This window comes from Facklamia miroungae, assembly GCF_012396555.1.
Taxonomy (GTDB): Bacteria; Bacillota; Bacilli; order Lactobacillales; family Aerococcaceae; genus Facklamia; species Facklamia miroungae.
The window spans coordinates 136,689-162,967 of sequence record NZ_JAAXPS010000001.1; the positions used below are offsets into that span (position 1 = coordinate 136,689).

General features: G+C 35.5%; 22 protein-coding genes. 15 read left to right on the plus strand and 7 right to left on the minus strand.

All coding sequences use genetic code 11. From position 1 onward, the window contains the following. Window positions 1-193: 193 nt before the first annotated feature. The 4 genes from parE to pflA all read left to right on the plus strand — a co-directional run bounded on the left by parE (window position 194) and on the right by pflA (window position 8,256). Window positions 194-2,359, plus strand: coding sequence for a DNA topoisomerase IV subunit B (parE, locus tag HF969_RS00775; RefSeq protein WP_090288862.1), 2,166 nt, complete (start codon window positions 194-196; stop codon window positions 2,357-2,359). After that, window positions 2,359-4,833 carry a DNA topoisomerase IV subunit A gene (gene parC, locus HF969_RS00780; RefSeq protein ID WP_090288863.1) on the plus strand — a complete coding sequence of 825 codons (2,475 nt, stop codon included), beginning with the start codon at window positions 2,359-2,361 and terminating at the stop codon, window positions 4,831-4,833. The genes parE and parC overlap by 1 nt, the downstream gene beginning before the upstream one ends. A 307-nt stretch (window positions 4,834-5,140) precedes the next feature. Beyond that, on the plus strand, window positions 5,141-7,396 hold the full coding sequence (gene pflB, locus HF969_RS00785) for a formate C-acetyltransferase (protein ID WP_090288864.1): 2,256 nt from the start codon (window positions 5,141-5,143) through the stop codon (window positions 7,394-7,396). Between the two features lie 89 nt (window positions 7,397-7,485). After that, window positions 7,486-8,256 (plus strand): pyruvate formate-lyase-activating protein, encoded by a 771-nt coding sequence (pflA, locus tag HF969_RS00790; protein WP_090288865.1) that lies wholly within the window; start codon window positions 7,486-7,488, stop codon window positions 8,254-8,256. Window positions 8,257-8,339: 83 nt separating this feature from the next. On the opposite strand, the gene HF969_RS00795 is transcribed toward pflA, so the two are convergent. Continuing rightward, window positions 8,340-9,503, minus strand: a complete 1,164-nt coding sequence (locus tag HF969_RS00795) for a DUF819 family protein (protein WP_090288866.1) — start codon at window positions 9,501-9,503, stop codon at window positions 8,340-8,342. Window positions 9,504-9,741: 238 nt separating this feature from the next. Between HF969_RS00795 and HF969_RS00800 the strand changes: the two genes are divergently transcribed. Next, the gene (locus HF969_RS00800; protein ID WP_090288867.1) at window positions 9,742-10,671 is read left to right on the plus strand and encodes a manganese-dependent inorganic pyrophosphatase; all 930 of its coding nucleotides are present in this window, start codon (window positions 9,742-9,744) and stop codon (window positions 10,669-10,671) included. 247 nt (window positions 10,672-10,918) lie between these two features. Further along, the gene (locus tag HF969_RS00805; protein WP_090288868.1) at window positions 10,919-11,200 is read left to right on the plus strand and encodes a hypothetical protein; all 282 of its coding nucleotides are present in this window, start codon (window positions 10,919-10,921) and stop codon (window positions 11,198-11,200) included. 84 nt (window positions 11,201-11,284) lie between these two features. Here HF969_RS00805 and HF969_RS00810 read toward each other — a convergent pair whose 3' ends face one another. Further along, on the minus strand, window positions 11,285-13,000 hold the full coding sequence (locus HF969_RS00810) for an Rqc2 family fibronectin-binding protein (RefSeq protein ID WP_090288869.1): 1,716 nt from the start codon (window positions 12,998-13,000) through the stop codon (window positions 11,285-11,287). 95 nt (window positions 13,001-13,095) lie between these two features. Then, window positions 13,096-14,265: a helix-turn-helix domain-containing protein gene (locus HF969_RS00815; RefSeq protein WP_090288870.1), complete on the minus strand. Its 1,170-nt coding sequence runs from the start codon at window positions 14,263-14,265 to the stop codon at window positions 13,096-13,098. 207 nt (window positions 14,266-14,472) lie between these two features. Between HF969_RS00815 and HF969_RS00820 the strand changes: the two genes are divergently transcribed. The 4 genes from HF969_RS00820 (at window position 14,473) to HF969_RS00835 (ending at window position 18,463) form a co-directional block, all read left to right on the plus strand. Continuing rightward, window positions 14,473-15,630, plus strand: coding sequence for a CapA family protein (locus HF969_RS00820; protein WP_090288871.1), 1,158 nt, complete (start codon window positions 14,473-14,475; stop codon window positions 15,628-15,630). A gap of 83 nt (window positions 15,631-15,713) precedes the next feature. After that, a complete protein-coding gene (locus HF969_RS00825; protein WP_090288872.1) occupies window positions 15,714-17,405 on the plus strand; it encodes a hypothetical protein in 1,692 nt (563 codons plus the stop codon). A gap of 55 nt (window positions 17,406-17,460) precedes the next feature. After that, entirely contained in the window at window positions 17,461-17,814 is a 354-nt protein-coding gene (locus HF969_RS00830) for a DUF6568 family protein (protein WP_090288873.1), read from the plus strand. 34 nt (window positions 17,815-17,848) lie between these two features. Next, a complete protein-coding gene (locus HF969_RS00835; protein ID WP_090288874.1) occupies window positions 17,849-18,463 on the plus strand; it encodes a hypothetical protein in 615 nt (204 codons plus the stop codon). An 85-nt stretch (window positions 18,464-18,548) separates the two neighbouring features. Here the strand turns inward: HF969_RS00835 and HF969_RS00840 are convergent, their stop codons facing one another. Continuing rightward, window positions 18,549-19,043, minus strand: coding sequence for a GNAT family N-acetyltransferase (locus HF969_RS00840; protein WP_090288875.1), 495 nt, complete (start codon window positions 19,041-19,043; stop codon window positions 18,549-18,551). 123 nt (window positions 19,044-19,166) lie between these two features. Between HF969_RS00840 and HF969_RS00845 the strand changes: the two genes are divergently transcribed. Beyond that, window positions 19,167-19,619, plus strand: a complete 453-nt coding sequence (locus HF969_RS00845; RefSeq protein WP_090288876.1) for a hypothetical protein — start codon at window positions 19,167-19,169, stop codon at window positions 19,617-19,619. A 44-nt stretch (window positions 19,620-19,663) separates the two neighbouring features. On the opposite strand, the gene HF969_RS00850 is transcribed toward HF969_RS00845, so the two are convergent. Both HF969_RS00850 and HF969_RS00855 read right to left on the minus strand, forming a co-directional pair. Further along, window positions 19,664-21,019, minus strand: coding sequence for a putative glycoside hydrolase (locus HF969_RS00850; protein WP_090288877.1), 1,356 nt, complete (start codon window positions 21,017-21,019; stop codon window positions 19,664-19,666). Between the two features lie 20 nt (window positions 21,020-21,039). Next, window positions 21,040-21,672, minus strand: a complete 633-nt coding sequence (locus tag HF969_RS00855) for a YkyA family protein (protein WP_245694782.1) — start codon at window positions 21,670-21,672, stop codon at window positions 21,040-21,042. Window positions 21,673-21,812: 140 nt separating this feature from the next. On the opposite strand from HF969_RS00855, the gene lspA reads away from it, so the two are divergent. The 4 genes from lspA to HF969_RS00875 are packed head-to-tail and all read left to right on the plus strand — an operon-like array spanning window position 21,813 to window position 25,508. Further along, window positions 21,813-22,271 carry a signal peptidase II gene (gene lspA, locus HF969_RS00860; protein WP_090288879.1) on the plus strand — a complete coding sequence of 153 codons (459 nt, stop codon included), beginning with the start codon at window positions 21,813-21,815 and terminating at the stop codon, window positions 22,269-22,271. Continuing rightward, window positions 22,268-23,206, plus strand: coding sequence for an RluA family pseudouridine synthase (locus HF969_RS00865; RefSeq protein ID WP_090288880.1), 939 nt, complete (start codon window positions 22,268-22,270; stop codon window positions 23,204-23,206). Before lspA ends, HF969_RS00865 begins: the two co-directional genes overlap by 4 nt. Before the next feature lie 22 nt (window positions 23,207-23,228). Beyond that, window positions 23,229-23,957, plus strand: coding sequence for a DUF2786 domain-containing protein (locus HF969_RS00870; RefSeq protein ID WP_090288881.1), 729 nt, complete (start codon window positions 23,229-23,231; stop codon window positions 23,955-23,957). A 30-nt stretch (window positions 23,958-23,987) separates the two neighbouring features. Beyond that, window positions 23,988-25,508 carry a pyruvate kinase gene (locus tag HF969_RS00875; protein ID WP_090288882.1) on the plus strand — a complete coding sequence of 507 codons (1,521 nt, stop codon included), beginning with the start codon at window positions 23,988-23,990 and terminating at the stop codon, window positions 25,506-25,508. Here the strand turns inward: HF969_RS00875 and nth are convergent. Continuing rightward, entirely contained in the window at window positions 25,486-26,118 is a 633-nt protein-coding gene (nth, locus tag HF969_RS00880) for an endonuclease III (RefSeq protein ID WP_168427123.1), read from the minus strand. The two genes, HF969_RS00875 and nth, sit on opposite strands and share 23 nt — an antisense overlap. Window positions 26,119-26,279 lie beyond the last annotated feature (161 nt).

The window sequence follows — 26,279 nt, forward strand, 5'->3', positions numbered from 1 at the left end:
AGCTCCTAATTAAGGACTCATTTGTTGAGGCTCAGAATGAAAGAAGTATCAATCAAAATTGTCAAATCAGGATTAATTCTGCTATGATAATAGAGTTGAGATATAAGCAGTGAAAGACTTGTAAACGATTTGATGTTTATAAGCTAAACTGGTCCATTTATTTCTTATTAAAAAATCGTTAAAGGGTGAGTTAATGGCAAATAAAAATTCAAAAGTGAATTTAGATAATTATAATGATGATGCCATTCAGATATTAGAAGGCCTGGAGGCCGTTAGAAAAAGACCTGGCATGTATATCGGGTCGACTGACCAAAAAGGATTACACCATCTTATTTATGAAATTGTAGATAACTCAGTTGATGAAGCTTTATCTGGCTTTGCAGATCGTATCATAGTCTCTTTAGAAGCCGATGGTTCTGTTCAAATAAGAGATAACGGACGTGGAATGCCAATTGGCAAACATGCCTCTGGTGTGCCAACCGTCCAGGTTATTTTCACTGTCTTACATGCAGGTGGTAAATTTGGTCAAGGCGGATATAAATCAGCAGGAGGCTTGCATGGAGTAGGAGCTTCCGTTGTGAATGCTTTATCGTCTTGGTTAGAAGTTACAGTCATTCGTGAAGGTTATCAATACCACATGCGGTTTGAAGACGGTGGACGACCAGTTACTTCATTGAAAAAGACTAAACATACTAATCAATCTGAGACCGGGACAAGTGTTCATTTTATGCCCGATCCAAAAATTTTTGGCTCTTCAGCTATTAACTATGAAACAATTGCCGAAAGACTGAGAGAATCTGCTTTTCTATTAAAGGGTATTAGCATTGAAATTCATGATCAACGCCAAGCCATTAGTGAGACTTTTCATTATGAAGAAGGCTTGCAAGATTTCATTCAATACCTCAATGAAGATAAAGAAGTGATGGGATCAGTTGTTTCTTTTTCGGGTGAAAGTGATGATTTTGAAATTGATTTTGCCTTGCAATATAATGATGGCTATTCGGAAACCATTCTTTCTTTCGCCAATAATGTTCGAACGAATGGGGGTGGGACTCACGAAACAGGAATGAAGACAGCCATCACTAAAGTTTTTAATGACTATGGTCGTAGAATGGGACTCATTAAGGAAAAGGATAAGAACCTCGAAGGGGCCGATATTCGTGAAGGTTTAGCAGCAATTGTATCGGTTCGTATACCAGAACAATACCTACAATTCGAAGGACAAACGAAAGATAAATTAGGCAGTCCCAAAGCGAGAACGATTGTTGAATCGTTTGTAACAGAACATTTAGGCTATTATTTAGCAGAAAATGGGAATTGGGCCCAAATAATCCTCAGAAAAGCCTTAAAAGCAAGAGAAACACGCGAAGCTGCCCGTAAGGCTCGAGAAGCTTCAAGATCAACGCAATCTAATAAACAACAAGAACGCTTAATTTCCGGAAAGTTGACCAAAGCTCAATCGAAAGATGCTTCTAAGAATGAGCTTTATATTGTCGAGGGAGATTCAGCAGGAGGATCAGCGAAATTAGGACGCGATCGGAAATTTCAAGCGATATTACCGCTAAGAGGAAAAGTCATCAACACTGAAAAAGCTTCCTTAACTGATATTATGAAAAATGAAGAAATTAACACCTTAATCTATACCATTGGAGCAGGGGTGGGAGTTGATTTTGATCTTAAGTCTGCTAACTACGATAAAGTCGTCATTATGACCGACGCGGATACCGATGGTGCGCATATTCAAGTTTTACTCTTGACTTTCTTTTACCGTTATATGAAGCCGCTTATTGAAGCGGGTAAAGTTTATCTGGCCATGCCTCCTTTGTATAAGGTGTCAAAGGGTAAAGGTAAAAAAGAACAAATTGAATATGCATGGACAGATGAAGAATTACAGGATAAGATTAAGAAAGTAGGCCCAGGTTATATTTTACAACGTTACAAGGGTCTTGGTGAGATGAATGCAGACCAATTATGGCACACTACCATGAATCCAGCATCACGTTTACTTATTCGTGTAACGCTTGAGGACGATTCTTTATCCGAAAAGCGTCTATCTACTCTAATGGGAAGTAAGGTAGATCCGCGTCGTCGTTGGATTGAAAAAAATGTTCAGTTTACTATGGATGAAGAAGATTCTCTATTAAAGGAGAATACAAACTTGAATCAGTCAATGAATCAAGAAGAAAAAGAAGCCTTATTGGTTGCTAAAAATCCTGCTTCAAAGTCTAACTCATCCAAAAATAGTAAAACGGCCATAAATAGTAACGCGAAGGACCTTTTTCATAAAGAAACCGATGCCAACAGCGAAGTTTTATTGGATGAAACTGGTCAAATTAACTTGTTTGGAGGCGATCTATAATGACTGAATTAGAAAATAAAGGTGTTCAAGAATTAAACTTTTCATCGGTTATTGGTGATCGGTTTGGTCGTTATTCTAAATATATTATTCAAGATCGCGCTTTACCAGATATTCGTGATGGATTAAAGCCAGTCCAACGTCGTATTTTGTATGCTATGTTCTCTGAAGGAAATACGTCTGAGAAGGCCTATCGTAAGTCTGCAAAGACAGTAGGAAATGTTATCGGCAATTACCACCCTCACGGTGATTCTTCTGTATATGAGGCCATGGTCCGCATGTCCCAAAGTTGGAAAAACCGTCAACCCTTAATAGATATGCATGGTAATAATGGATCCATGGATGGTGATCCCGCTGCTGCTATGCGATACACAGAAGCGCGCCTTTCTAGTATTGCCATGGAATTATTACGTGACATTCATTCTGAAACGGTCGATTGGATTTTAAACTTTGACGATACAATCGAAGAACCTCGAGTATTGCCAGCACGGTTCCCTAATCTTTTAGTTAATGGAGCTACAGGTATATCAGCAGGTTATGCAACGGATATCCCTCCTCATAACTTAGGTGAAGTCATTGATTCATTAATCTTCATGCTAGATCATCCCTCTGATATTACCGTGGATGCCTTAATGAAGTATCTACCTGGTCCTGATTTTCCAACAGGAGGAATCATTCAAGGTAGAGAGGGTATCAGAGAAGCTTATCAAACTGGGCAAGGTAAGGTCGTTATTCGTTCGAAATTACAAGTCGAAAAATTAAAAGGTGGAAAATCTCAAATTGTCGTCACTGAAGTACCTTATGATGTTAATAAGGGAAAACTCATTCAAAAACTGGATGAGATCCGTTTATCTAAGAAGTTAGAAGGGATAGCAGATGTTCGAGATGATTCGGATATTAATGGCGTTTCATTAGTTATAGAATTAAAACGCGATGTAGAAGTAGAGCCAATCCTTGCCTATTTATACAAAAATACTGATTTACAAGTAAATTACCATTTTAACATGATAGCCATTCATAACCGTCGTCCGGTTCTTTGTTCATTAGAAAAAATGCTTCAAGCCTATCTTGATCATCAAAAGGAAATCATTAGAAGAAGAACCCAGTATTTACTTAAAAAAGACCAAGATCGACTTCACATTGTGGATGGTCTTATTCGGGTGATGTCTATCTTAGATGAAGTAATTGCTACCATTCGACAGTCAGAGAACAAGGCAGATGCTAAAACGAATTTGCATGACCAATATGAGTTCTCAATGGAACAAGCAGAAGCAATTGTTTCCTTACAGCTTTATCGCTTGACGAATACAGACATCGTTGGACTACAACAGGAAAAGTTAGAGCTCAACGAAAGAATCTATATGTACCAAAATATTCTTTCCAATGACTCAACGTTGGATAAGGTATTAGGAAATGAATTAAAAGCCGTAAAGAAAAAATACAATAGCCCAAGAATGAGTCAGTTAGAAGATGACGTAGAAGAAATTACTCTTGAAAAGACTCTATTAATCCCTCAAGAGCAAGTATATGTGTCTGTCACTAAGGAAGGCTATTTGAAGCGCACTTCTGTAAGGTCTTTTACGGCTTCAGATGCCATCGATTTAGGATCAAGAGACTTGGATTATCCATTATTTGTGCAAGAATTATCGACCCATGATGCAATTGTAATCGTCACTTCAAAAGGAAATTACATTCATTTACCTGTGTATGAACTTCCTGATATTCGTTGGAAAGTCCTAGGTTTACACTGGTCTCAGCAATACCAACTGCTAAAAGACGAAGCCATTATTGCAGTATTTGCACAAAAAGCTGCTGATAATCAGAGTGATGACCGCATTGTTATGATGACAAAAGCAGGACGAATTAAACAGACTTTCTTGTCTGAATTTTCATCCTATCGCTCTTATAAGACACGGACGATGACAGCAATTAAGCTTCAAGATGATAAGGATTGCTTAGTAGCTGCAAAGTTAGCCAAAGCTGGAAAATCTTATCAAATTGCCTGTATTACACATCGTTCTTATGGTTTGCGTTTCGACATAGAACAAGTATCGATTCAAGGACTTAAAGCTCAAGGTATTGTTGGAATGAAAGTTAAAGCTGATGATTACTTAGTTTCAATGTTGTTAATTGCACAAGAAGCATCAAGACCTCAACTTTTCCTACTGACCAATCGAGCCAATGTGAAGCGAATGGATATTGAAGAGTTAGCGAGTGCTAATCGCGCCAGTGTAGGAACTTTGATTCTTAAAGAAATCAAGACGAATCCTCACCGCGTTGTCAAAGCTCTAGCACTTCAAAAGGGAAATATTCCAATCATTATTCAAGGAGATACGGGAAAAACCATTGAAATGATGGCCTTTGATGTTAATATTACAAAAAGGCAAAATAATGGATCTCAAATTACAGATCTAGAACAACTAGGAAAAGTGATGGACATCCATCCTTCCCGGTTAAAAATGTTAGATGATGAATAGCTAAATTTGAACAAGTATCTGAATGAAGATACTTGTTTTTTTTACTGATTGATAAAGATTGAATTGAATTTAACTCTTATCTAAATGAGTGTATTAATTTAAGAGCAACAGTTATCAAAAACTGTTACAGTTATATTAATACAACTAATATTTATTTTAACCTTAGTAGCATGATAATGTTTTTAATCGTTGGTAATTAAAGGTTTTAACTAATTAAATATTTCACAAAAACTGTTTACTTTCCTCTTTTTCTGTGTTATATTATAGGTGTAGAAAATGTCGGGTCATTTTAAAAAGGAGAATTTAAATGGAAATTGCAAATAAAACCGAATTAAATAAAGCGTGGGATGGTTTTCAAGGTAGCAAGTGGCAAACTGAAATCGATGTCCGTGATTTTATTCAAGAAAATTATCATTTATATGAAGGCGATGAGTCATTTTTAGCTGATGCTACACAAAATACTAAAGATCTTTGGGATCAGGTAATGGATCTTAATAAAAAAGAACGTGAAGCAGGCGGCGTTTTAGATATGGATACTAAAGTAGTATCTTCTATAACTTCTCACAAAGCAGGTTATTTAAATAAGGATAAAGAAGCTGTAGTGGGTTTCCAAACAGATGCTCCTTTTAAACGTAGCTTACAACCTTATGGTGGTATTCGTATGTCTAAAAACTCCTTAGAGGCTTATGGTTATGAACTTGATCCAGAAACTGAACATATCTTTACTGAATACCGTAAGACGCATAATCAAGGTGTATTTGATGTTTATACGCCAGAGATGCGTGCAGCTCGTCGCTCAGGCGTTATTACAGGTCTTCCTGATGCCTATGGTCGTGGACGCATAATTGGTGACTATCGCCGTGTTGCTTTGTACGGAGTAGAGCGTTTAATGGAAGAAAAGCAAAAAGATTTTGCTAACATTGGCAATGGAACAATGGATAATGACGTTATTCAGTTGCGTGAAGAAGTAACCGAGCAATATCGTGCCTTACAAGAGTTAAAAGAACTAGGCGAGATATACGGCTTCGATATTTCACGTCCTGCTGAAAATGCGCGGGAAGCTTTCCAATGGTTATACTTAGGTTATCTAGCTGCCGTTAAACAACAAAACGGAGCAGCTATGTCATTAGGACGTACTTCTACTTTCTTAGATATTTATATCGAGCGTGATTTAGCAAATGGAAAACTAAATGAAATAGAAGCACAAGAATTAGTCGATCATTTTGTGATGAAATTGCGTTTAGTTAAGTTTGCTCGTACACCAGAATATAATGAATTATTCTCAGGCGACCCAACATGGGTGACAGAATCAATTGCTGGAATAGGTTTAGATGGTCGCCCCTTAGTTACTAAAAATTCATTCCGCTTCTTACATACCTTAACGAACTTAGGACCAGCTCCAGAACCAAACTTAACAATCCTTTGGTCACCCGCTTTACCACAAGCATTTAAAGAGTATGCAGCGAAAATGTCGATTATTTCTTCTGCTATCCAATATGAAAACGACGAAGTAATGCGTCCTGAATATGGGGATGACTACGGAATTGCTTGTTGTGTTTCTGCTATGCGAATCGGAAAACAAATGCAATTTTTTGGCGCACGTGCTAACCTTGCTAAAACATTATTATACGCAATTAATGGTGGGGTAGATGAAAAAACGAAAGCTCAAGTCGGGCCGAAATATGCTCCAATTACTTCTGAATATTTAGACTACGATGAAGTCTTAGCAAAATATGACGACATGATGGAATGGATTGTCGAACTTTATGTCAATACATTAAATATTATTCACTACATGCACGACAAATATTCTTATGAATCTCTAGAAATGGCTTTACACGACACTAAAGTGCTTCGTACAATGGCCACAGGAATTGCCGGTTTCTCTGTAGCAGTTGACTCCTTATCAGCGATTAAATATGCTAAAGTGAAGACTGTACGTGATGAAAATGGTTTAGTCGTTGACTATGAAATCGATGGCGACTTCCCTAAATATGGAAATAATGATGATCGTGTGGATCAAATTGCAGTCGAATTATTGAAGAACTTCATGACAAAAGTTCGCAAGCATAAGACATATCGTGATTCATTACAAACAACTTCCATTCTTACAATCACTTCAAACGTGGTATATGGTAAGAAGACAGGAAACACTCCTGATGGACGTCGCGCTGGAGATCCATTTGCACCAGGAGCGAACCCAATGCATGGTCGTGACACACATGGAGCCCTCGCTTCATTGTTATCAGTTGCAAAAGTTCCTTATGAGTATGCACTAGACGGTATTTCAAATACTTTCTCTATTATTCCTAAAGCACTTGGTAAAGAAGAAGCGACTCAGAAAGCCAACTTAGCTAATATGTTAGATGGTTATTCAACAAGCGGTGGACACCACTTGAATGTTAACGTCTTTAACCGCGACACCTTATTGGATGCTATGGAACATCCAGAAGAATATCCTCAATTAACAATTCGTGTATCAGGTTATGCTGTTAACTTCATTAAATTAACTCGTGAGCAACAATTAGATGTGATTAACCGTACAATGCACGCTTCTATGTAATATAAACAACGTATAGTCAGAAATTTTAATTAAAAGGAACTGAAGATTCTTTCAGTTCCTTTTTCTAAAATATAAATGGGGGAATTAAAATGTCAGAAGAGGCACAAGAAATTAAAGGATATGTTCATTCTACTGAAAGTTTTGGATCTGTAGACGGACCAGGAATTCGTTTTATTTCTTTTATGCAAGGGTGTCGGATGCGATGTGAATTTTGTCATAACCCGGACACATGGAAGATGACTGGTGGCAAAGAATATATACCCCAAGAACTTTTCAATGAAGCGATCCAATATCGTGCCTTTTGGGGAAAAGAAGGGGGCGTAACCGTTTCTGGTGGTGAACCTCTTCTACAAATAGACTTTTTAATTGAATATTTTAAGTTATGTAAGGCGAAAGGCATTCATACAACTATAGATACTTGTGGTCAGCCGTTTACTTATGAGGAACCATTTTTCAGTAAATTTAATGAATTAATGAAGTATACAGATCTTCTTCTATTTGATATTAAACATATTGATCGTCAAGGCCATATTCAATTAACAGGTCATCCCAATGACAATATTTTAGAAATGTCACGTTATCTTTCTGAAATTAAACAGCCCGTATGGATCCGTCATGTTTTAGTTCCTACACGGACTGATTTTGATGAGTATCTTTATCGTCTATCTGATTACGTTGCGCGTTTAGAGAATGTTTTAAAGTTTGAAGTTCTTCCTTATCACATGATGGGGGTCTACAAATATACGGCACTCGGCTACAAGTATAAATTAGAAGGTGTTGAACCACCGAGTAAGGAACGGGTAGACAATGCAAACCGCATTTTGCGTTGTGCGGAATATACAGGGTATTTAAAGCAATAACTAAATGAGTTTCAAAATAAATAAAAACCTAGGTCCATTTGACCTAGGTTTTTTTACTAGAATTTTGAACGAGAAAAAGGCTTTTAACCACCAATTAAGAATCGAGTTAGGTAAGCAACTGCGATTCCTACATAGTTTCCTGCCGCTCCAGCCAATACCCCCATAATTAATCCAACGTTGATTAGGGATTTCCAATTAGCTCCGGCTGCTGTTAAAGAAGCAGTTGGACCATCAACGATACATCCAACAATCGATAGGATCATGTACTCATATTCAACTTTAAAGAGTCGACAAATAATTAAGTGCAATATCAGACATCCCACTAACATTAAGAAAACATATAAAGTCATCGTTAAAGCTGAACCAACAAATTGGCGTAAATCAACTGCAAAACCAATCGTAGATAGGAACATTAAGGATAAAAATAATCCTAAGTCTAAATTACCGCGTAGTTTTTGAACCGGCTTAAGTTGAGCAAGGCCGATAGAAACAGTAGTGAGGAGAATTAGGCGTACAGCTTTCCAAATCGTTTCAGGCATAAAAGCCTCAGAGAATGCGGTGGTAATAAAGGTAACCCCAAAACCAATTGTCAATAACCAAGCGATGTCCCGGATGGACCATTCCTTATCTGACATTAATCCTTTTGCATCACTAGTTGAAAGATGGTCGTCGCTTAAATGATAAGGCCAAAACTTGTTCCAAGCTTTAGAAGCTTTAAGAATAGCAGGTGCAGCAAACATGAAAATCATTAAAGGGGTTGAGATGACATAATCAGCAGCGTTTGCGGCAGCAATTGTTTGACGACTAGCATCTAAACCTGTTGCAATTGCCGTTAGATTCGGTGTTCCTCCAGTATAAGTACCTACAAACATTCCGGCAATCTTCCAACCTTCATCCATATAAGGCGCAAAAAAGAAACCGAGAAGGGTTGCCACCACCATAACTGATAAAATACCTGAACTTAAAGCGATGACAGGCTTTTTAGTCAGTTTCTTTAATTCGACTAAGTCCATACTCAACATACAGATCGAGATACTTACTGGCACAAAAAGTGATCCCATAAAACTGTACACTTCGTGGCTAATTGGAACCACTCGTGTATTGGAAAGAATAATTCCGATGACGACAACGGTCAAAACTGGACCGAGAGACTTAAAAACTTTAAATTTTTGCAAGTATAACGCAATTGCGACCATGGTAATAATAATAAAAATAAGGCCATCAGGTCTAGTTATAAGTGCATCCATTTAATCACTCCTTTATTTATTAATACTATAATGTTACCATATAAAAACAATAATAAAATTAAATTGTGATTGTAATTTAATTAGAGTAAATACGACTTATTAATGCTTTATTAATGTATATTTTTTGAATTTCGATAAAATCTTATTTGGCAAATTACAAGTAATCCTTTTATTAAGCATTCAAATTTTTGTAAAAAAGTGCTAAACTGGGAATGTAATTCAAATTAGGAGGATTAAAATGACAAATTATTTAGTTTTTGGACATAAAAAACCCGACACAGATACCATTGCATCCGCAATTGCTTTTGCTTATTTCTTAAAACAAGAAGGCCATCAGGCAGAAGCGGTTGCCTTAGGCGAAATAACAGGTGAGCCTGCTTTTGCTTTAGATAAGTTTGGTGTTAAACCCCCAAGAATCATTCAAACTGCAGCAAATGAAGTGAGCAATGTAGCTTTAGTAGACCATAATGAACCGCAACAATCGGTAGATGATATCGACCAAGTTCAGATTGATTATGTCATCGACCACCACCGGATCTCTGGTTTTAATACACCTCAACCTCTTTATTACCGTGCGGAACCTCTTGGTTCGACAGCTACAATTCTTTATAAGATGTTTAAAGAATATGGCTATGAAATCCCAGCAGATATTGCCGGTATGATGTTATCAGCTATCATATCTGATACCTTACTTTTTAAATCACCAACAACGACTGAAAAAGATAAAGAAATTGCTGAAAAATTAGCTAAAATTGCTGAAGTTGATATTCCATCATACGGACTAGAGTTTCTAAAAGCTGGAGCAGATCTCAGCAAACAGTCTGATGAAGAGATTGTCGATGGTGATGCAAAGAATTTTGTAATGAATGATAAAAGTATTCGTATTGGGCAAACCAATATCATTGGCTTTGAAGAAATTTTAAGTCGCAAAAACGATCTTTTAAAAGTTATGGAAGATAAGCGTCAAGAAATGAATCTTGAACTCTATGTGTTAGTAATCACCGACGTTTTAGAATCAGATTCGATTGGGCTTGTAGTGGGAGATGATGTGAAAGTGGTTGAAGCAGCTTTCAATACAAAAATTGAAAATCATCAATTTGATTTACCAGGTGTTGTTTCCCGTAAAAAACAAGTAGTTCCTCCATTAACTTCTGCTTTTAATAAATAGCATTTTCAGTCTTTTCTTTTTAAGTAGCTGTTCAGATTTAGCACAGTCATCTCATGTAGTAGAGTATTTTGTTTTTGTTTCGTATCACCAAGATATTGTTAACTATTTTCTGTGGGTTGATTTTTGAAATAGTGTTAAAAAGTTTTTATGAAGATGTAACTATAATTTTTATACTTTCTTGTAACTTCATCCTGTCTTTTGAATATTTTATAAAATAGTTAATTCAGACAAGAACAGGAGGATTAAAATGGAAAAAGATACCTTTATAAAAGAATTTAGAGGTATTCTAAAATCTATGCAAATCAATCAACACTCTATTTCTTTTGAAGAAAGAAATAACATTAAAATAATAACAATTAAAGATAATTTTAACATATTATTATTAATGTTATTAAATATGCTTGGAAAGCATGGGACAAAATTTAAAATGATGTATTGCTGTTCCTCAAATGAAAATATAGACGAAATTATTTTCTATATCGATACTCTAGAATATGAAAAATTTAAAGAATACTTTAAAGAATATTAATTATAAAAATTCATTTAACTTCTGAGAATTTACAATAACTGAGAAAAAGCACCCACTTCTAGATAGAAGTGGGTGCTTTATTAATTATTTTTCTGTGAATTTAAGTTGGTCAATGAGAGTAGGAGACGGTGTTACAAAAAGGGTTTTTTGTCCTTCGTAAATGACGAAACCTGGCTTAGCTCCATTAGGTTTCTTGAGGTGTTTGACTTGAACATAATCCACAGGTACATTCGCAGATTGTGAAAATTTTGAATAATAGGCAGCAAGTTGGGCCGCTTGGAGGAGGGTCTCTTGGCTGGGTTTATCCGATTCAATAATTACATGGGCTCCAGGAATATCCTTAGCGTGAAGCCACCAATGATTTTTTGCTGCTTTTTTTAAAGAGAGATCATCATTCTGCTGATTATTTCTGCCTACATAAATCATCACACCATCACTCGACTGAAAGCGCCGTGGTTTTGATTGGGTTTTAGCACGTTTTTTACTGGATGATCGTTTTTGGGCAACATAGCCTTGTTCAATTAGTTCTTCTTTAATGGATTCAACGTCTTCAAGATCAGCTTGCTTTAATTGCAGCAAGATACCATCTAGATAGTCAATTTCTTCTCGGGTTAAGCGTTCTTCACGATTAATATACTTTAAGGCATCACGGTATTTTTGATACTTTTTAAAGTAAGCCTGTGCATTTTCAACTGCGTTTAGTCTAGGATTTAACTGGATAGTAAGCGGTTGATTATTATCATAGAAGTTGGAAAGAGTGACTTTTTCTTCTTTATTATCAATTTGATAGGCAAAAGCATTTAGCAGTTCACCTTTAATCCGATAAGAATCAGCATTAGCGGCTACTTTACGGTCTTTAGCGAGGTTTTTCAATTTTTTTTGGTTTTTATCTAACACTTGATTGACTTTATGGATAATATTGCCAGATAATTGTTTCACCCGATCCAGATGTACTTTTTGATGGGAATAGGCATAAATTAAATCCGAAAGGGTATCAAAGGCTACTTCCTCACCAGGTATACTTTCTAGTTTAAAACAATAGAAATAAACATTTTTGTCAGTTTGATAGAGGGTAGGGGAGGGAAATTCAATCGCTGATTTGATACGTTCAAGACTCGCTAGACTAGATAAATTACCTCCTTCTTCAGACATCCAATAGGCAATTTCTTCAGCTAATAATTTGCTCATTCCTTGCACACACTGAAAAGCTTTTCCCTCTTTTAATAAGGGCTCATTTTGGTGACTAAATTCAAATAGTTGAGAATCATTTAATTCAAATAGATTAACTTGCTGATTGTTACGTGGAGGGCGTTTAAATACAGCGCCTGGTGTTAGGGATCGATAAGTATTGTGACTCGCAGATACGTGTTTTATACAATCGATAATTGTTTGTTTTTTCTGATTGACTAAAAGAATATTGGAGTGTCTCCCCATTAATTCAAATGTAAGTAGGTATTCTTGTTCAATACCTATCTCATCGCGTCCTTTAAAATAAAAATCAATGATCCGATCATTTTGGTACTGCTTAATATCAGTAATAAAAGCTGACTCAAGGTATTTTCTTAATAACATACAAAACATAGGTGCTTGTTGGGGGTTGGCAGATTTTTCCTTTGTCAAATAGAGTGAAAAATAGTTAGGATGAACAGACGCTGCCAAACGATGATTCACCCGGTTGGCCCGAATGACTAATTGTAGTTCTTGTTCAAAGGGTTGGTATATTTTATGAATACGTCCTCCTTTTAAATGATTCTGCAGTTCAGTTACTAAAGATCGGGTAAAAAATCCATCAAGTGTCATCATTTCACTCCTCAAAAAGTCTAGTCTTAATTATAAAGCAAATAATCTTTACATGCTAGTGAAGGCTTTCTATCAAAATTTATGAAAATTTGTTTTTATTTCAGAATCGATTTGGCAAAATTGGATGGACTGATGCCGAATTCATTTGAAAAAGCTCTCGAAAAGTATTGAATCGAACCATAGCCTAACTCATTTGCTATTTCGGATAAGGTCATTTTTGATTCGTGGATTAATAATTTACTTTGCTTTAATCGGAGGCTGTTTATATACTGCTTAGGTGTTTGACCAGTGTACTTATTAAATAAGGTCTGCAAGCTTGAACGCGAGATATTAAATTTATCAACTAAGTCATTGACTTGATGTTGTTGGCCAACATTTTCTTGTAGAAAATCAACAATGGATTGAAATAAGTCGTTTTCGTAATTTTCACGCATGGAAGTTGAAGCTTCTGTAGTTATTTTATCTTCGCCATTATGCATCTGTGTAATAATTAATTGTAAGCTAGTCACGATCTCATCGTAACTGAAAGGATATTTTTCTTCTGTTACATTGGCTAAATTTACCAAGCGGCTAACAAGTTGGATTTGGCGATGACCGAGGTTGATCGGTCTTTGTGCAATTGTTTCAGATAAGCCTTGGCCAGTAAAAAGAATTGAAATCAGTGTTGTCATTCCATCCTCTTTGAAAGCGATTTGATTCTTTTGACCAGGAAAATTTAACCAGGCTGAATTTTTGGTTAATAACGGTTGATTATTATAAGACAATTCCATACTAGCTTGTCCTTGATCAACGATGATTAATTCATAATAGTTTTGTGGATGATTAAGAATCCGTTCACCACTGGAATACACTTGATAATGAAGGCCAAAAACATCATCTATTTTAATTCGTGCTGTATCTTTTTCTACTTGGATTTTTTCTTTAAGCGATATAATTTGTGGTTCTTCATTTTGACTCGGTTCAAGATAGAGTTTGCATTCTGAAGTGAGAGATAGAGTATTGAAGTAAATACCTGCATTAATTTGGATTGCATTCTGTAATAGAAAATATTGAAAGGAATCTTTATTATCAGGATCATCAGTCATTACTAATAAAGCTAGCCCCTTATGTTCAGTTAAGATGACGGGTTTTTTGAATTTAAGTAAAGCTTCAGAACGATTTTTTTTAATAGTCACCAAACGATTAAAGGGTTTGATCTGGTGATGATTGATTTTAACGGCAGAAAAGTAGGGGGACATCGCGTTTTTAGTAGATTGATTATACATAGTAAACTCCTTTCTTGGTCTTTACTTTATTATATCTTAATAAAGACAAAAGAACTACCGATCTTATAATGCACAAACTGTTAAATATTTTATCTTTATTAATAATAGAGCAAATGTTTTAACTTTAAGTATTTCTATCGAAAGTCTAGTGGGTTATTACACACTTTGTTATAATATGATTAAAAATTAAGATAAGGGGACTCTTACATGAAAAGAAATAATAAATGGGGGAAAAGTTTTTTATTTTTATTCAGCATTTTTGCATTACTTACCTTTACTAGCTTGTATATTTCAAATCCACTCAAAAAAATTCGAGCTGAAGAAGAAAAAAATACGATAAATAAGGAACTTTCTAAAGAATCAAGTCAGGAAAAAACAATAACAATACGATCAGTTGGTGATATTCTTTTACATGATAGTGTATATTGGAATGGTGAAATAGCTTCGGGATCCTATAACTTTGATCCAATGTTCAAATCCGTCTCAAAATATTTAGAAAACGCAGATTTAACAACCGCAAATATGGAAACACTTGTGGCTGGAAATCAAATGGGTGTATCTTCTTATCCCTTTTTTAATGTTCCAGATCAAATTGTTGATAGCTTACTTGCTATGGGGGTAGACATTGTGTCTGCTGCTACCAATCATACAATGGATTTTGGCGCTGAAGGTGCCCATCGATCTCTAGAAATTTTAAAGGAAAAGAAAATGGAATATGTGGGTTCCTATGAATCATGGGAAGATTATAATCGATTAAGAATTATCGAAAAAAATGGTATCAAAGTTGGTTTTTTGAATTATACCTATGGCACAAATGGCAATCCAATTCCAGAAGATGAACAGTATTTAGTTACCTTAATTGATAAAAAACTTATTCCTTTAGAAGTTCAACACATCAAAAAAGCTTGTGATGTGGTTATAGTGATCTATCAATTTGGAGAAGATGCTTTTCTTCCTGTCGATTCGCAAATAGAACTCACTCAGTTAGCCATTGACGCTGGTGCCAATTTTGTTTTAGGGGGTCATTCGCATATTATGCAACCTATGAAACGCTTTAATGACCATCAAGGCGCATGGTATTCTCACGGCAATTTCTTATCTGGACAAGTGAAAGAATATGAAAAAATTGGGGGCATCGGCGAATATACCTTTAAAATGGATGATCAAGGGAAAGTGACACTCGATTCGATGCGATTAATGCCGACATATAATGTAGGACTCCCTGAGTGGAATCACTACCAAGTGATTCCGTTGGTCGAAGCCAGCGATTTTGGCTTATGGAATGGGGATGAATTATATAAAGAGGTAGAAAGTCGTTTTAAAAATTATGAACAGGACCTAGAATTTGTACCTTATTTAGATTAAAGGGTTAAATAATAATAGCGCCTTTCAGTTCAAGATTTTGTATATACAATTAGCTATCTACAAAATGGAGGATTGAGAAGTAAATGAAAAATTTGATGATTATTCTCAGTGTAATTTTTCAAATTATTGAAACACCTGTTATAAATGCCCAAAAAGGAGAGCTAGCTTACACGAATATCCCATCCGATCAGAACTTTGTTTCGCTTGAAGCTTGTCAAATACTTTTAAGAGAAACACCTATGGAAGATTCAATTAATGAGAGTAATAGTGATCTACAAAGACAGTTTGAAGCTAATCAGGTACGGATGACTGCGATTAATGAACGCTACCAAATTTTAACTAAGGAAATTTTGGCCATCCAGGAAGGACCCAGTAATTCCTTGAGCGAAGCAAACCTAGCTCTGGAAGAAGTGATCGAATCACTTTATCAAAGCTTTTCTATCCAACAAGAAGATTTCATCTCCTTGTCAGCTGAGCAACAACTTGCCCTTATCAGTCAAGATCAAACTGTTATAGAATGGCAAGCTTATATTGAAGAATTAAATCAAATTATCGATCAATATGTTCGTGAACAGGCTGATTTAGAAGCAGAATATCAACAGTTATTATATGATAACGAAACATTGAGCGAACAACTTCAAACGAGTAAGGAAACAATTGCCCAAAGAAATCAGTGCCAACTATATCCCTATTCGGCAAGTGCTTTTCCAATAGACCACGATAACTTACAATTGAATACTTCAGATTTACCTAGTTTAATCGTTTCAATTGATGATTACTTTAAAAATATTGTTCCAAAAGCCTATTCAAAGGTTACCTTTCAGCAAATTTTTGATCTATTTAGTCAAGAACTGACTCTAGAAGAGCTCAATCGTAAACTTGCCGAAAAACATGTTGTTCATTTAGATGATTCAAATTTCGAACTTTATCAATATGCAAAAGAATTGAGTCTCTTTGATATTGAAACCCTTGCTTCTCAGTCTCTCAGGGATTACTATGCAAGTAATAATCAAGAATTATACCATGCTGCCTTCACCAACTTATTAAATCTAAAAGAAAGCCAAATGCAGTATTTTTATATCATTAATACTGAATTGTTTGAAAATATTAAGCTTTTGCTTGCTGACTTTTTGAATTCTAACGGCTTAATCAGTGAAGAAATCATTGAACAGATTAAAACTTTGCATGATCGTTATCAAATGAAATTAGTGTTATATAATGAAAACACACAGACCTGGTCTGCTAATTTAGGGGCTCATTCAGGCTATTTGGATGAATACAGTGCTAAAACATTAATACAAACACACCCGCAAGCTGAACCTCAGCCAGATCCATTAAATGATTCTTCTGATCACAATGATTCGTCTGATCAAAAGGATAATTTTACAACTCCGCTTAAAAAAGAGACGAAAGATCCAGGTAAGGGGCTACTCACTCCAAATAATAAAAAATTAGGGGCTGGGAAAGATCAAAAGGATAATTTAGCTTATTTAAAAGATAAGTTAGCAAGCAAACCAAATGCTAAAAAAGTTAATAATATTGCCAAGCCAACCGACCAGGAAAAAAACAAAGTAGAGGATAAAGTAAATAAAGAAGGATCACTAGCTAAATCAAAATTATTGCCGACGACAGGAGAACAAAAATTTTATCTCTATTTAGCTTGGATTATGCTAATGATAGGTCTTATAGCCTTAATAATTAATCGTTGTCTAAAACAACACCGCAAAAAACAATATATTCAAAAAAATTTTTCTAGACAAGAAGAGCGCTATTAGTTTTACTAATGTGAAACTTTCGATATAATAGAAACAATCGAAAGGGGCGTTAAGTATGAATGTAAATGATTTTAATGAAGCAGTACAACATTTTAATAGGATTGATAGTCAAGAAGCTAAACAACTTATTGAAGCTAGGGAAGGTAATCTTGTTTTTGTAGGGCGTGAAACGTGTCCATACTGCCGTTTGTTTGTAGGTAAGCTCGCTGAAGCTGCTGTGACTGCTGATTTAACAGTTAATTTCTTGCATTCGCAAGACAGTCAAGATTTGAAAGGAACCCAAGCGTTTCGCGATCAGTATGAATTGAAGACCGTTCCAAGTTTAGTTTTCTCTGATCAAAATAGAATAGCTACAGTCAGTGACTCTGCGATGACAGTAGAGGAAATTATTGCTTTTGCTAGATCATAATTTGTTTTTTTAAATTTCACAGAGGAGAATAATAGTGTCAGAAAAACCTAAATATAATAAAACTCCTAATCGTCCGACTGTATGGCTTCTAGTTTTTATAATATTATTTTCAGCTACCATGTTATTATGGCTGAAAGGTGATGCTATTCAAGATTTCGGACAAAATTTGGGTGTCCACTCACAAACAGGAGAAAAAGAAGATCCTCTCGTTCAAAAGAATACCCAAGAACGGGCATCATCGAATAAAAAAGAAGATAAGACTGTCTTACCTAACGAAATGGCAGAAGAGACCTCACTTGTAGAAATTATTCAAGAAGTCCAAACAATTGAGTCGACAGAAGTAATTGAAACAACTGAAAGTTTAGAACAAGCTTATGCTCAACTTCCTGCAGCAAAAACTTATTCTATTTTCCAATTTGAAAATAATGAAATCCAAGATCGTTTTGTAAATCGCGCTTTTGAAGTGATGATTCAGCGTTTAATTGATGAAGATAATTTCTATTCTGCAATTGATTATCAATTAACTGTTTATCCAACTTTGGATGATAATATTTACAATTTAGGTTTAGATGAACAATATGCAGATCAAATTATTCACCGTGGACACTTCCGCTTCGATTATCGTGGTAAGAAAGTATCTAAATATTAAAAAAGGCTCGAAGAGGTTATTTTGAACTGCCTCCTATCAATTTGACAGGGACAATTCATCTCAAACCTTTCGAGCTTTTAATTTATTAAATTTCTTTACTCAACCAGACTAAATCCCAAACTTGATCTAACTTTTGACCTGATTGAGGGAAATCTCCGCGAATGATAAAACCTTGTTTTACTAGAAAGTTAATTTGTTCTTTTTGATGACTGGGAAGACAAGCAAGTAAATTTAGAATTCCTTTCGCCTGTAAACGATTTTCTAATTCTTGATAAATTAAATTTTTTAGGGTGAGTTCATCGTGTTCTGCGAGTAGATACATGGCAATGTTAGCTGAATGTTGGTACGTTTTGCGAGCAGAAAAGGGATAAGCATAGGCGAAGCCAATAATTTCTTGATCGAATAAGATGATTAAAAAGGCATGGCTATTTTGATATCGCGTTACTTTTTCTTCTAGTTCTTGCGTAGTTGGAACTTTCGTTTCAAGAGTCAAATTACTGTGGTCAATATAATGCTGATAGATAGCTTGAATATCATTGATATCACAATGAGTAGCATCTTGGATGCTTATTACTGGCATAAGGCACCTCCTGAGAGTATTTTATAACAAATTACTCAACTAGTAAAATAACATTTTAAAGTTGAAAGCGGTTACTACTACCGTTATAATATAAATGTCTATTATTTATGAAAGGATGATCAGATGGGACAGAAGATATATACAAATTATTGGATCAATCGTCGTGATAATGTCGTTAAAGAACATGGTTCCTATGCTAGTGAGGAGGAAGCTCTCAAAGGAATTAAAGCTTGGTGGGAGTTACAAAAAGATAATTATAAAGAAGTAGAAGAAAGAAGAACTAATTCAGGTGCATTAGAAATTACATACGGTGATAATAACTATTACTACCGCATTATTCAAAGAGAAAGTGATGAGACTCTACCGTCACTTAAAGTTAAGCTCCGAAGTAAAGGAGAGATAGAATCCCTTCGTAAAAAACACTTATTAGAAGACGAACAACTCTTGTTTGATGAGTTAGCAGAACCTTATCGAGATCGATTAGTGCAGGCGATGGGAGATGGAAAAAAGGTTCAGGAATATATTTATGATGAGCAAGGACGTATGATTCGTCCATTGCGAGCGAATAGGGCATAATAAAAAAGAGAAAAACTATGATTATAGTTTTTCTCTTTTTTGATTTAATAGTAATATTCATTGCCAGAAGACTCTGGAGCATAATCGACACCTTCATTGAAAATTCCCGACGGATTCCATAGGAGAAATTCATGAATACCATTTTCTTCTAATGCAACAATTTGCTGTTGAACTTGAAGAGGTCCGTATTCTTGGAAGGTTCCGGGCGCTAAGTTCCAGTCAGTAAAGTCTTGCAACCATGGGCGGCTGTTAGCTGCGTTAGTGATATTTTTTAAAATCATGTTTTCTGAGTACATGTATTGATCGACTAAATTATAAGGTTCTAAGTCTGGAGCAGGTATTCCAAAGAAACCTAAACCCCAGTGAGAAGGGTAGATCATAGAAGAAACAGTATCCACTCTTTCAGCAATTTGGCCGAAATTCTGGCCAATTCCCCGTACGTCTGGAGCATCCCCTGCAATAGCTGTGTAACCAAAGATGTCTGCTGAGACATCGGCTCCATAGGGTGCTAGTTTATCGTTAGCTTCTTCTAAGAAATCATTGATCGCATAAACCCTCTCTTGGCCAAATTTTTCAGGATCATCCGTTACATAAGTTTGGTAATTACCTATTGAATAATCAAGTTGATCAGAGAATGTTTGAAACCCTTCTGGGAAACGAACGTAGTCAAATTGTATATCTTTAAAGCCTAATTTAGCAGCTTCGATAGCGATAGTAATGTTATAATCCCATATTTCTGGAAGAAACGGATTAATAAACTTTGCACCGTTGGCATCTTGCCAAATTTCACCTGTTTCAGCATCTTTAAATGAATATTCAGGTTTGGCTTCTGCTACTAACCGATCTTTAAATGTTACAATCCTTGCAATTGGGTAAATCTTTCGTTTTTCTAATTCTTTCAAAAGTTTCTTAAAATCGATATTATCGAATGAGTTTTGGTTAACTAAAGAGTTATCCGATTCTAAATGAGTCTGAATGATGCCTTCATCATCTTTAAAGTCAATGACAACTGCGTTCAAAGCAGTATTATCAATATAATCCAATAAATAATTCAAACGGTCAGGATCATTAAACACAGCAGGTGCAAGATAAATACCTTTGACTCCTTCTTCTGGATAGGGTATATCGATACCAGAATCATAGAAAAGAACGGAAGGTAATTTTTCAGGTGCTGTGAGAACAGGGGCATTATGTGGGGATAAACCCTCGTAAGTATTGTTTTCACCTTGATTAATTCGATTATTAAATTCAACTATTTCTTCCTCTGAATAAGCTAAAGCTACTTTTGGAAGTTGATAGTTGGTCGTTTTTTCAGTTTCTTTAGTTGTGTTGTTACAAGCTGATAGAATAAAAATAATAAAAGGAATTAAGGCTAATTGAAAAATTTTTTTATACTTCATAAGAATCACCACTTTCTATTTTATTCACCGGTTATATTTACAAGGTATACTTTTAAGTTGACAAGTAGGGTATTTAAGGGCTCAAAATATTCAAGTATATGATCCAGATTAATATTATTTTCGGTATATAAGAGATTGACATTATCAAAAACAGCAAAGAAAGTCTCATGATCAGTTGCTGGGTTGGTAATCGATTTATAGGAAAGATCTTCTGTTTCTATGTTTTCCAGATAAGTAGAAATATAGACATCGGTTTTCTCACAAAGATTCGTTGTGTATTCAATGACTTTATTAATTTGATCCATAGGGAGTTGATCGTTTTGAGGTATATCTTTTAACTCCTGACACAATTCTAATAATTGTTGCCGACTCTCTTCCATTTCTTCTAGTAAGTCTTTGCGGGTATTAATATTTTTATTAAGTGGATTATCACTTTGACCAAAACCCGATAAATCATCACTGAGATGGATTGTTGCTTCAAAGTCCTTTTGTAAATCAAACTCACGATTTTGAATCTCGCTGATATTACCAATCAAGAGGGTAACATTATCTTGAATAAGGCCTACTGTTCGTTTGGCTCTTTCCAACGAATTGCCGCAGCCTATCAATAAGAGTGATAAGCTAAGCATTACTATTACTTTAGTTGTTTTCATCATTTCTCCTTTAAATATCCTAAATCATTTATCAAAAGTTTATCTAAATTGAACTTATTAATAGGTCTAGTATATAATAATAGGTATTATAAACACAAACATTATAACAAATGGAGATTAATTTAGACAAGGAGGACAAAATGGTCACCACAATAATCATAACGGGACTGGTCATTATTTTTGATCAAGCCCTAAAATTTTGGACGCAAAACAATATTGAGTTAAATAAACCGCTTGAAATCATTCCGGACTTTTTTCAACTCAATTATACTCAAAATATCGGAGCAGGCTGGGGGCTCTTTGCTGGTCAACGCCTCTTTTTAATTGGCATTACTTTTGTCGTTATTTTTTATTTACTCTATCTAACTTGGCGAAACAGAGAAAGTTTTATTTACAGTAAAATAGCCTATGGATTATTATTAGGAGGAGCAATTGGAAATTTAATTGACCGTTTGACAAGAGGGTATGTTATCGATATGCTTCAAGTTCGTCTGTTTGACTTTCCTGTTTTTAATTTAGCAGACGCAGCGCTTTCTCTCGGTGTTGTTTTACTAATTGTGATTGTTATTTGGACAGAAAAAGGAAGTGATTTAATTTGATCGAAAAAATTCGTTTAACTCAGAAAAGTAGTGATAACGATCGTTTGGATAAAGTATTAACGACTTATTTTCCCTCGTTTAGTCGTTCCCAATTGCAAAAGTTAATTAAAGATAAGAAAATTAAAGTTAATGGTCAACACGTTAAGGCCAATTCTCTTTTACAAGGGGATGAACGAATTGAGATCGACTTGTCAGAAGCAGAAAAAGAAGATGAGACATTTGAAGTAGTTGCTGAAGCCATGGATTTAGATATTATTCATGAAGATACCAGCATTCTTGTTGTAAATAAACCAGCTGGAATGGTTGTTCATCCTTCTAAAGGACATATTAATGGGACGTTGGTGAATGGTCTCTATCATTATTTAGGCAATTCTTTGTCCTCGGGATCACAATCCTACAGACCTGGTATTGTTCACCGGATTGATAAAGACACTTCCGGTTTATTAGTCGTTGCTAAAACAGACCAAGCTCACCGGCATTTAAGTCGACAATTAATTGATCATACGATGGGGAGAACCTATCAAGCCTTAGTCAATGGTCAAGTGGAAACAGACTCAGGACATATTGAAATGCCAGTTAAAAGAGATCCTTCGAATCGACTCCGATGGCATGTGGATGAATCTGGTAAGGAAGCGATCACAAACTTTCAAGTAATAAAACGTTATCAATATGCGACCTTACTTGAATTAAAATTACAAACAGGTCGAACTCATCAAATTCGAATCCACATGGAAGCAATCGGCCATCCTATTATTGGAGATCCTCTTTATCGTAGAAATTTGCAGAATTTACCAGGTCAATTGGCTAATTTAAAAGATGGACAATTGCTGCATGCTAAAGCGATTGATCTTATCCATCCAGTTAGCAATGAAAAGCTCCATTTTGAATGTCCACTACCATTTGAGATGCAAAATATCATAAATAGTTTACAATAGGAAGTAGAGGAGGAAAGAAGAGATGTCTGAGACCAATCAAAAGATTTTAGCTAAAATCCGTAATTTATTGTCTTTAGCTGAAGATGGTGGCAATGATGAAGAGAGTCAGACTGCTTTGCTGATGGCTCAAAAATTGATGCTAAAGCATCGGATCTCTCAGCAAGAAGTTTCTGATAAAGAAAGGCCAGAAATTATTTTGCGCTCCTTATCAGTCTATAAACGCCTATATTGGTGGGAAAAGGTTCTAGTTAAGATTATTGCTGATAATTTTCGTTGCATGTTTTATATTCAAAGTAATCGACTTCCACACCAACAATCCGTTCAAAGAAAAATTGTATTAATGGGGTTCCCTGAAGATGTAGACCTTTGCTTTCAAATGTTTAATATAGCTGCAGATACGATGAAGTATTATTCTAAATTGCATTTAACCCAATTAAGCGCAGAAGAATTGCGTCAAAGCAGTCTTTCCCAGCTGAGGAAATCATATTATCAAGGTTTTATGGATGGGTTAAAGGAAAAATTTGATTTGCAACTTAAAAGCATGATGAAAGAAAATGAAAAATATGCACTTATCATTCAAACGCCGCAATCAGTCAAAGAAAAATTTAATCGAGAAATAACCGGGCTACTTACCTTTAATCAACCTACCTTATCAAGATCCAATCATGCTTATGAAGACGGATTTCAAAAAGGCAAAAATGTTAATCTTAGTCAAGGACAATTAGATCATCAGTCAGATTCTAGTCAATAATTCTTTATTATTTATGAAAGGAAGTTTGCTATGATTGAAGCGAATCGTCGTAAGTTAGCTAAGCGTCTACTTGTTGAAATTACTCATCTATATGAGGAAGTAAAAGAAAAAGGGGATCGATATCTTGAAATCTTCGCCAAGCAAATCAAACGCCGCTCTTTTATTTCTAGTGCTGAAAACCTTGCCTATTATTTAGCGATTCGCAATCATGATTTAAGAGAATTGCAAGCCGAGCTTGTTCCCTTAGGCATTTCTTCCCTAGGCAGATTGGAGAACAAAACGCTTGTTACTTTACAATCTGTCATTCATTCACTAGCTTCCATTGCCCAAGTTGAAACTACTGTTCCTAAACCGGATATGAATGGTTTTACCCGTGGGGATGAGCAATTAGCTCGAAATATTTTCAACGTATTAGGAGAACAAGAAATAGAACGTAAAACCTTAATCATGGTTACGATGCCAAGTGAAGCTGCCGAAGATAAAAAATTGATAAGAGATTTAATAGAATCTGGTATGAATGTGGCTCGAATTAACTGTGCTCATGATAATGCGTCGATTTGGATTAAAATGATTCGAAACATTCAAAAAGAAGCGAGCTGTTTAGAAAAAGATATTCGTATCATGATGGATATTGCGGGACCTAAAATTCGTACTGAATGGGTTTTTACAAAACTTAAAAACCCCAAATTAGTGGTGGATGATCAAATCCTACTGACAAGCAACTTCGATGATCTTCCGATTCATTTTGAAGGAAAATTAGTTGCGGGTAGTCAAATTCCTAGTATTTATTCCGCTTTAAAAATAGGGGATCCTGTTCTAATTGATGATGGATCGATAGTGACTGAAGTTATTGAAACAGCGGGAACGTATGCTGTTTTAAAAGTGACTCGGGTAAAGGGAAATGCAAAACGTCTAAAAGCTGAAAAAGGGTTAAATTTTCCCGAAACAGACTTCTCTATTGAAATCATGAGTGAAAAAGATAAAAAGGATATTGCTTTTGCTTGTCAATATGCCGATGTAATTGGTTGCTCATTCATTAGAACTGCTCAGGATATTAAAGAAATTCAAAAACAACTTCAAATTGAATTAGGTGAGGATGCGACTTATATGCCAATTATGGCTAAAATAGAAACTGTCCAAGCCATTACTAACCTAGCTGAAATTATCTTTACAGCTGCGAGCTACCAGCCTTTCGCTTTAATGATCGCGCGTGGTGATTTAGCTGTTGAAACAGGTTATATTCGTCTGGCTGAAATACAACAACAAATTATGTGGATTGCTGAAGCAGCTGATGTCCCCGTCGTTTGGGGCACAGAAGTCTTCGATAAATTAATTAAAACCGGTGTGCCGAGTCGGGCTGAAGTGACAGATGCCGCTGAGGGAGCTCGCTCAGATTGTGTCATGATAAATAAAGGCGATTATGCAGTTGAAGCTGTTAAAATGCTTGATCATATCTTTAGAAGAATGCAAGGTCACCTACACAAAAAGACACCACAACTTAGAGCCCTAAGTATTGCAAATCTAAGATCTACTCCTCCTCTTGACAAGTAAAGAGTTGAGGATAGTTATGGCACTCTGGATTACGAGGATGACAAATTCTCCTACCGAATAGAATTAAAGATTGATGGGCTTGAATCCATTGGTCTTTATCCACGACCTCCATTACACGATTTTCAACTTGACGAACACTCGCACCAGGATCAACGATCTTATGATGGAGACAGATACGATGGATATGCGTATCAACTGCAAAGGCAGGAATTCCAAAGCCGACACTCAAGACCACATTTGTTGTTTTACGTCCAACCCCGGCCAGGGCTTCAAGATCTTTACGATTACTAGGAATTTCACCTTGATGGCGTTCCATTAACTGATTAGCACATAGATGAAGATATTTCGCTTTATTGCGATAGAGACCGATTGTTTGAAGATAGGGCATCAGCTCTTCAGGACTGGCTTTTGCCAAACTTGCTGGATTTGGATAGGCTTCAAACAGGGCAGGAGTGACCTTATTCACTGCTATATCAGTGGTTTGAGCGCTGAGAAGTACAGCAACCAGTAATTGATAACGATTCTTAAAATTTAATTCTGGCTCGGCATTAGGGAATAAAGCGATCATTTCTTCTAATACTTTTTTCGCACATTTTTTATTTAACATCAAAACATCCTTTCAATAAAAAGTATTGGATACTCTTGAGCTTATCATAAGCAATTTTTATATCTTTCTCAAATCGAACAACAATAAAATAAATAGTCATCCACAAGATTTTGTGTTAGTATTAAAAACCGGCACTACATCTTGTGTTATTTTAATTTTAGGAG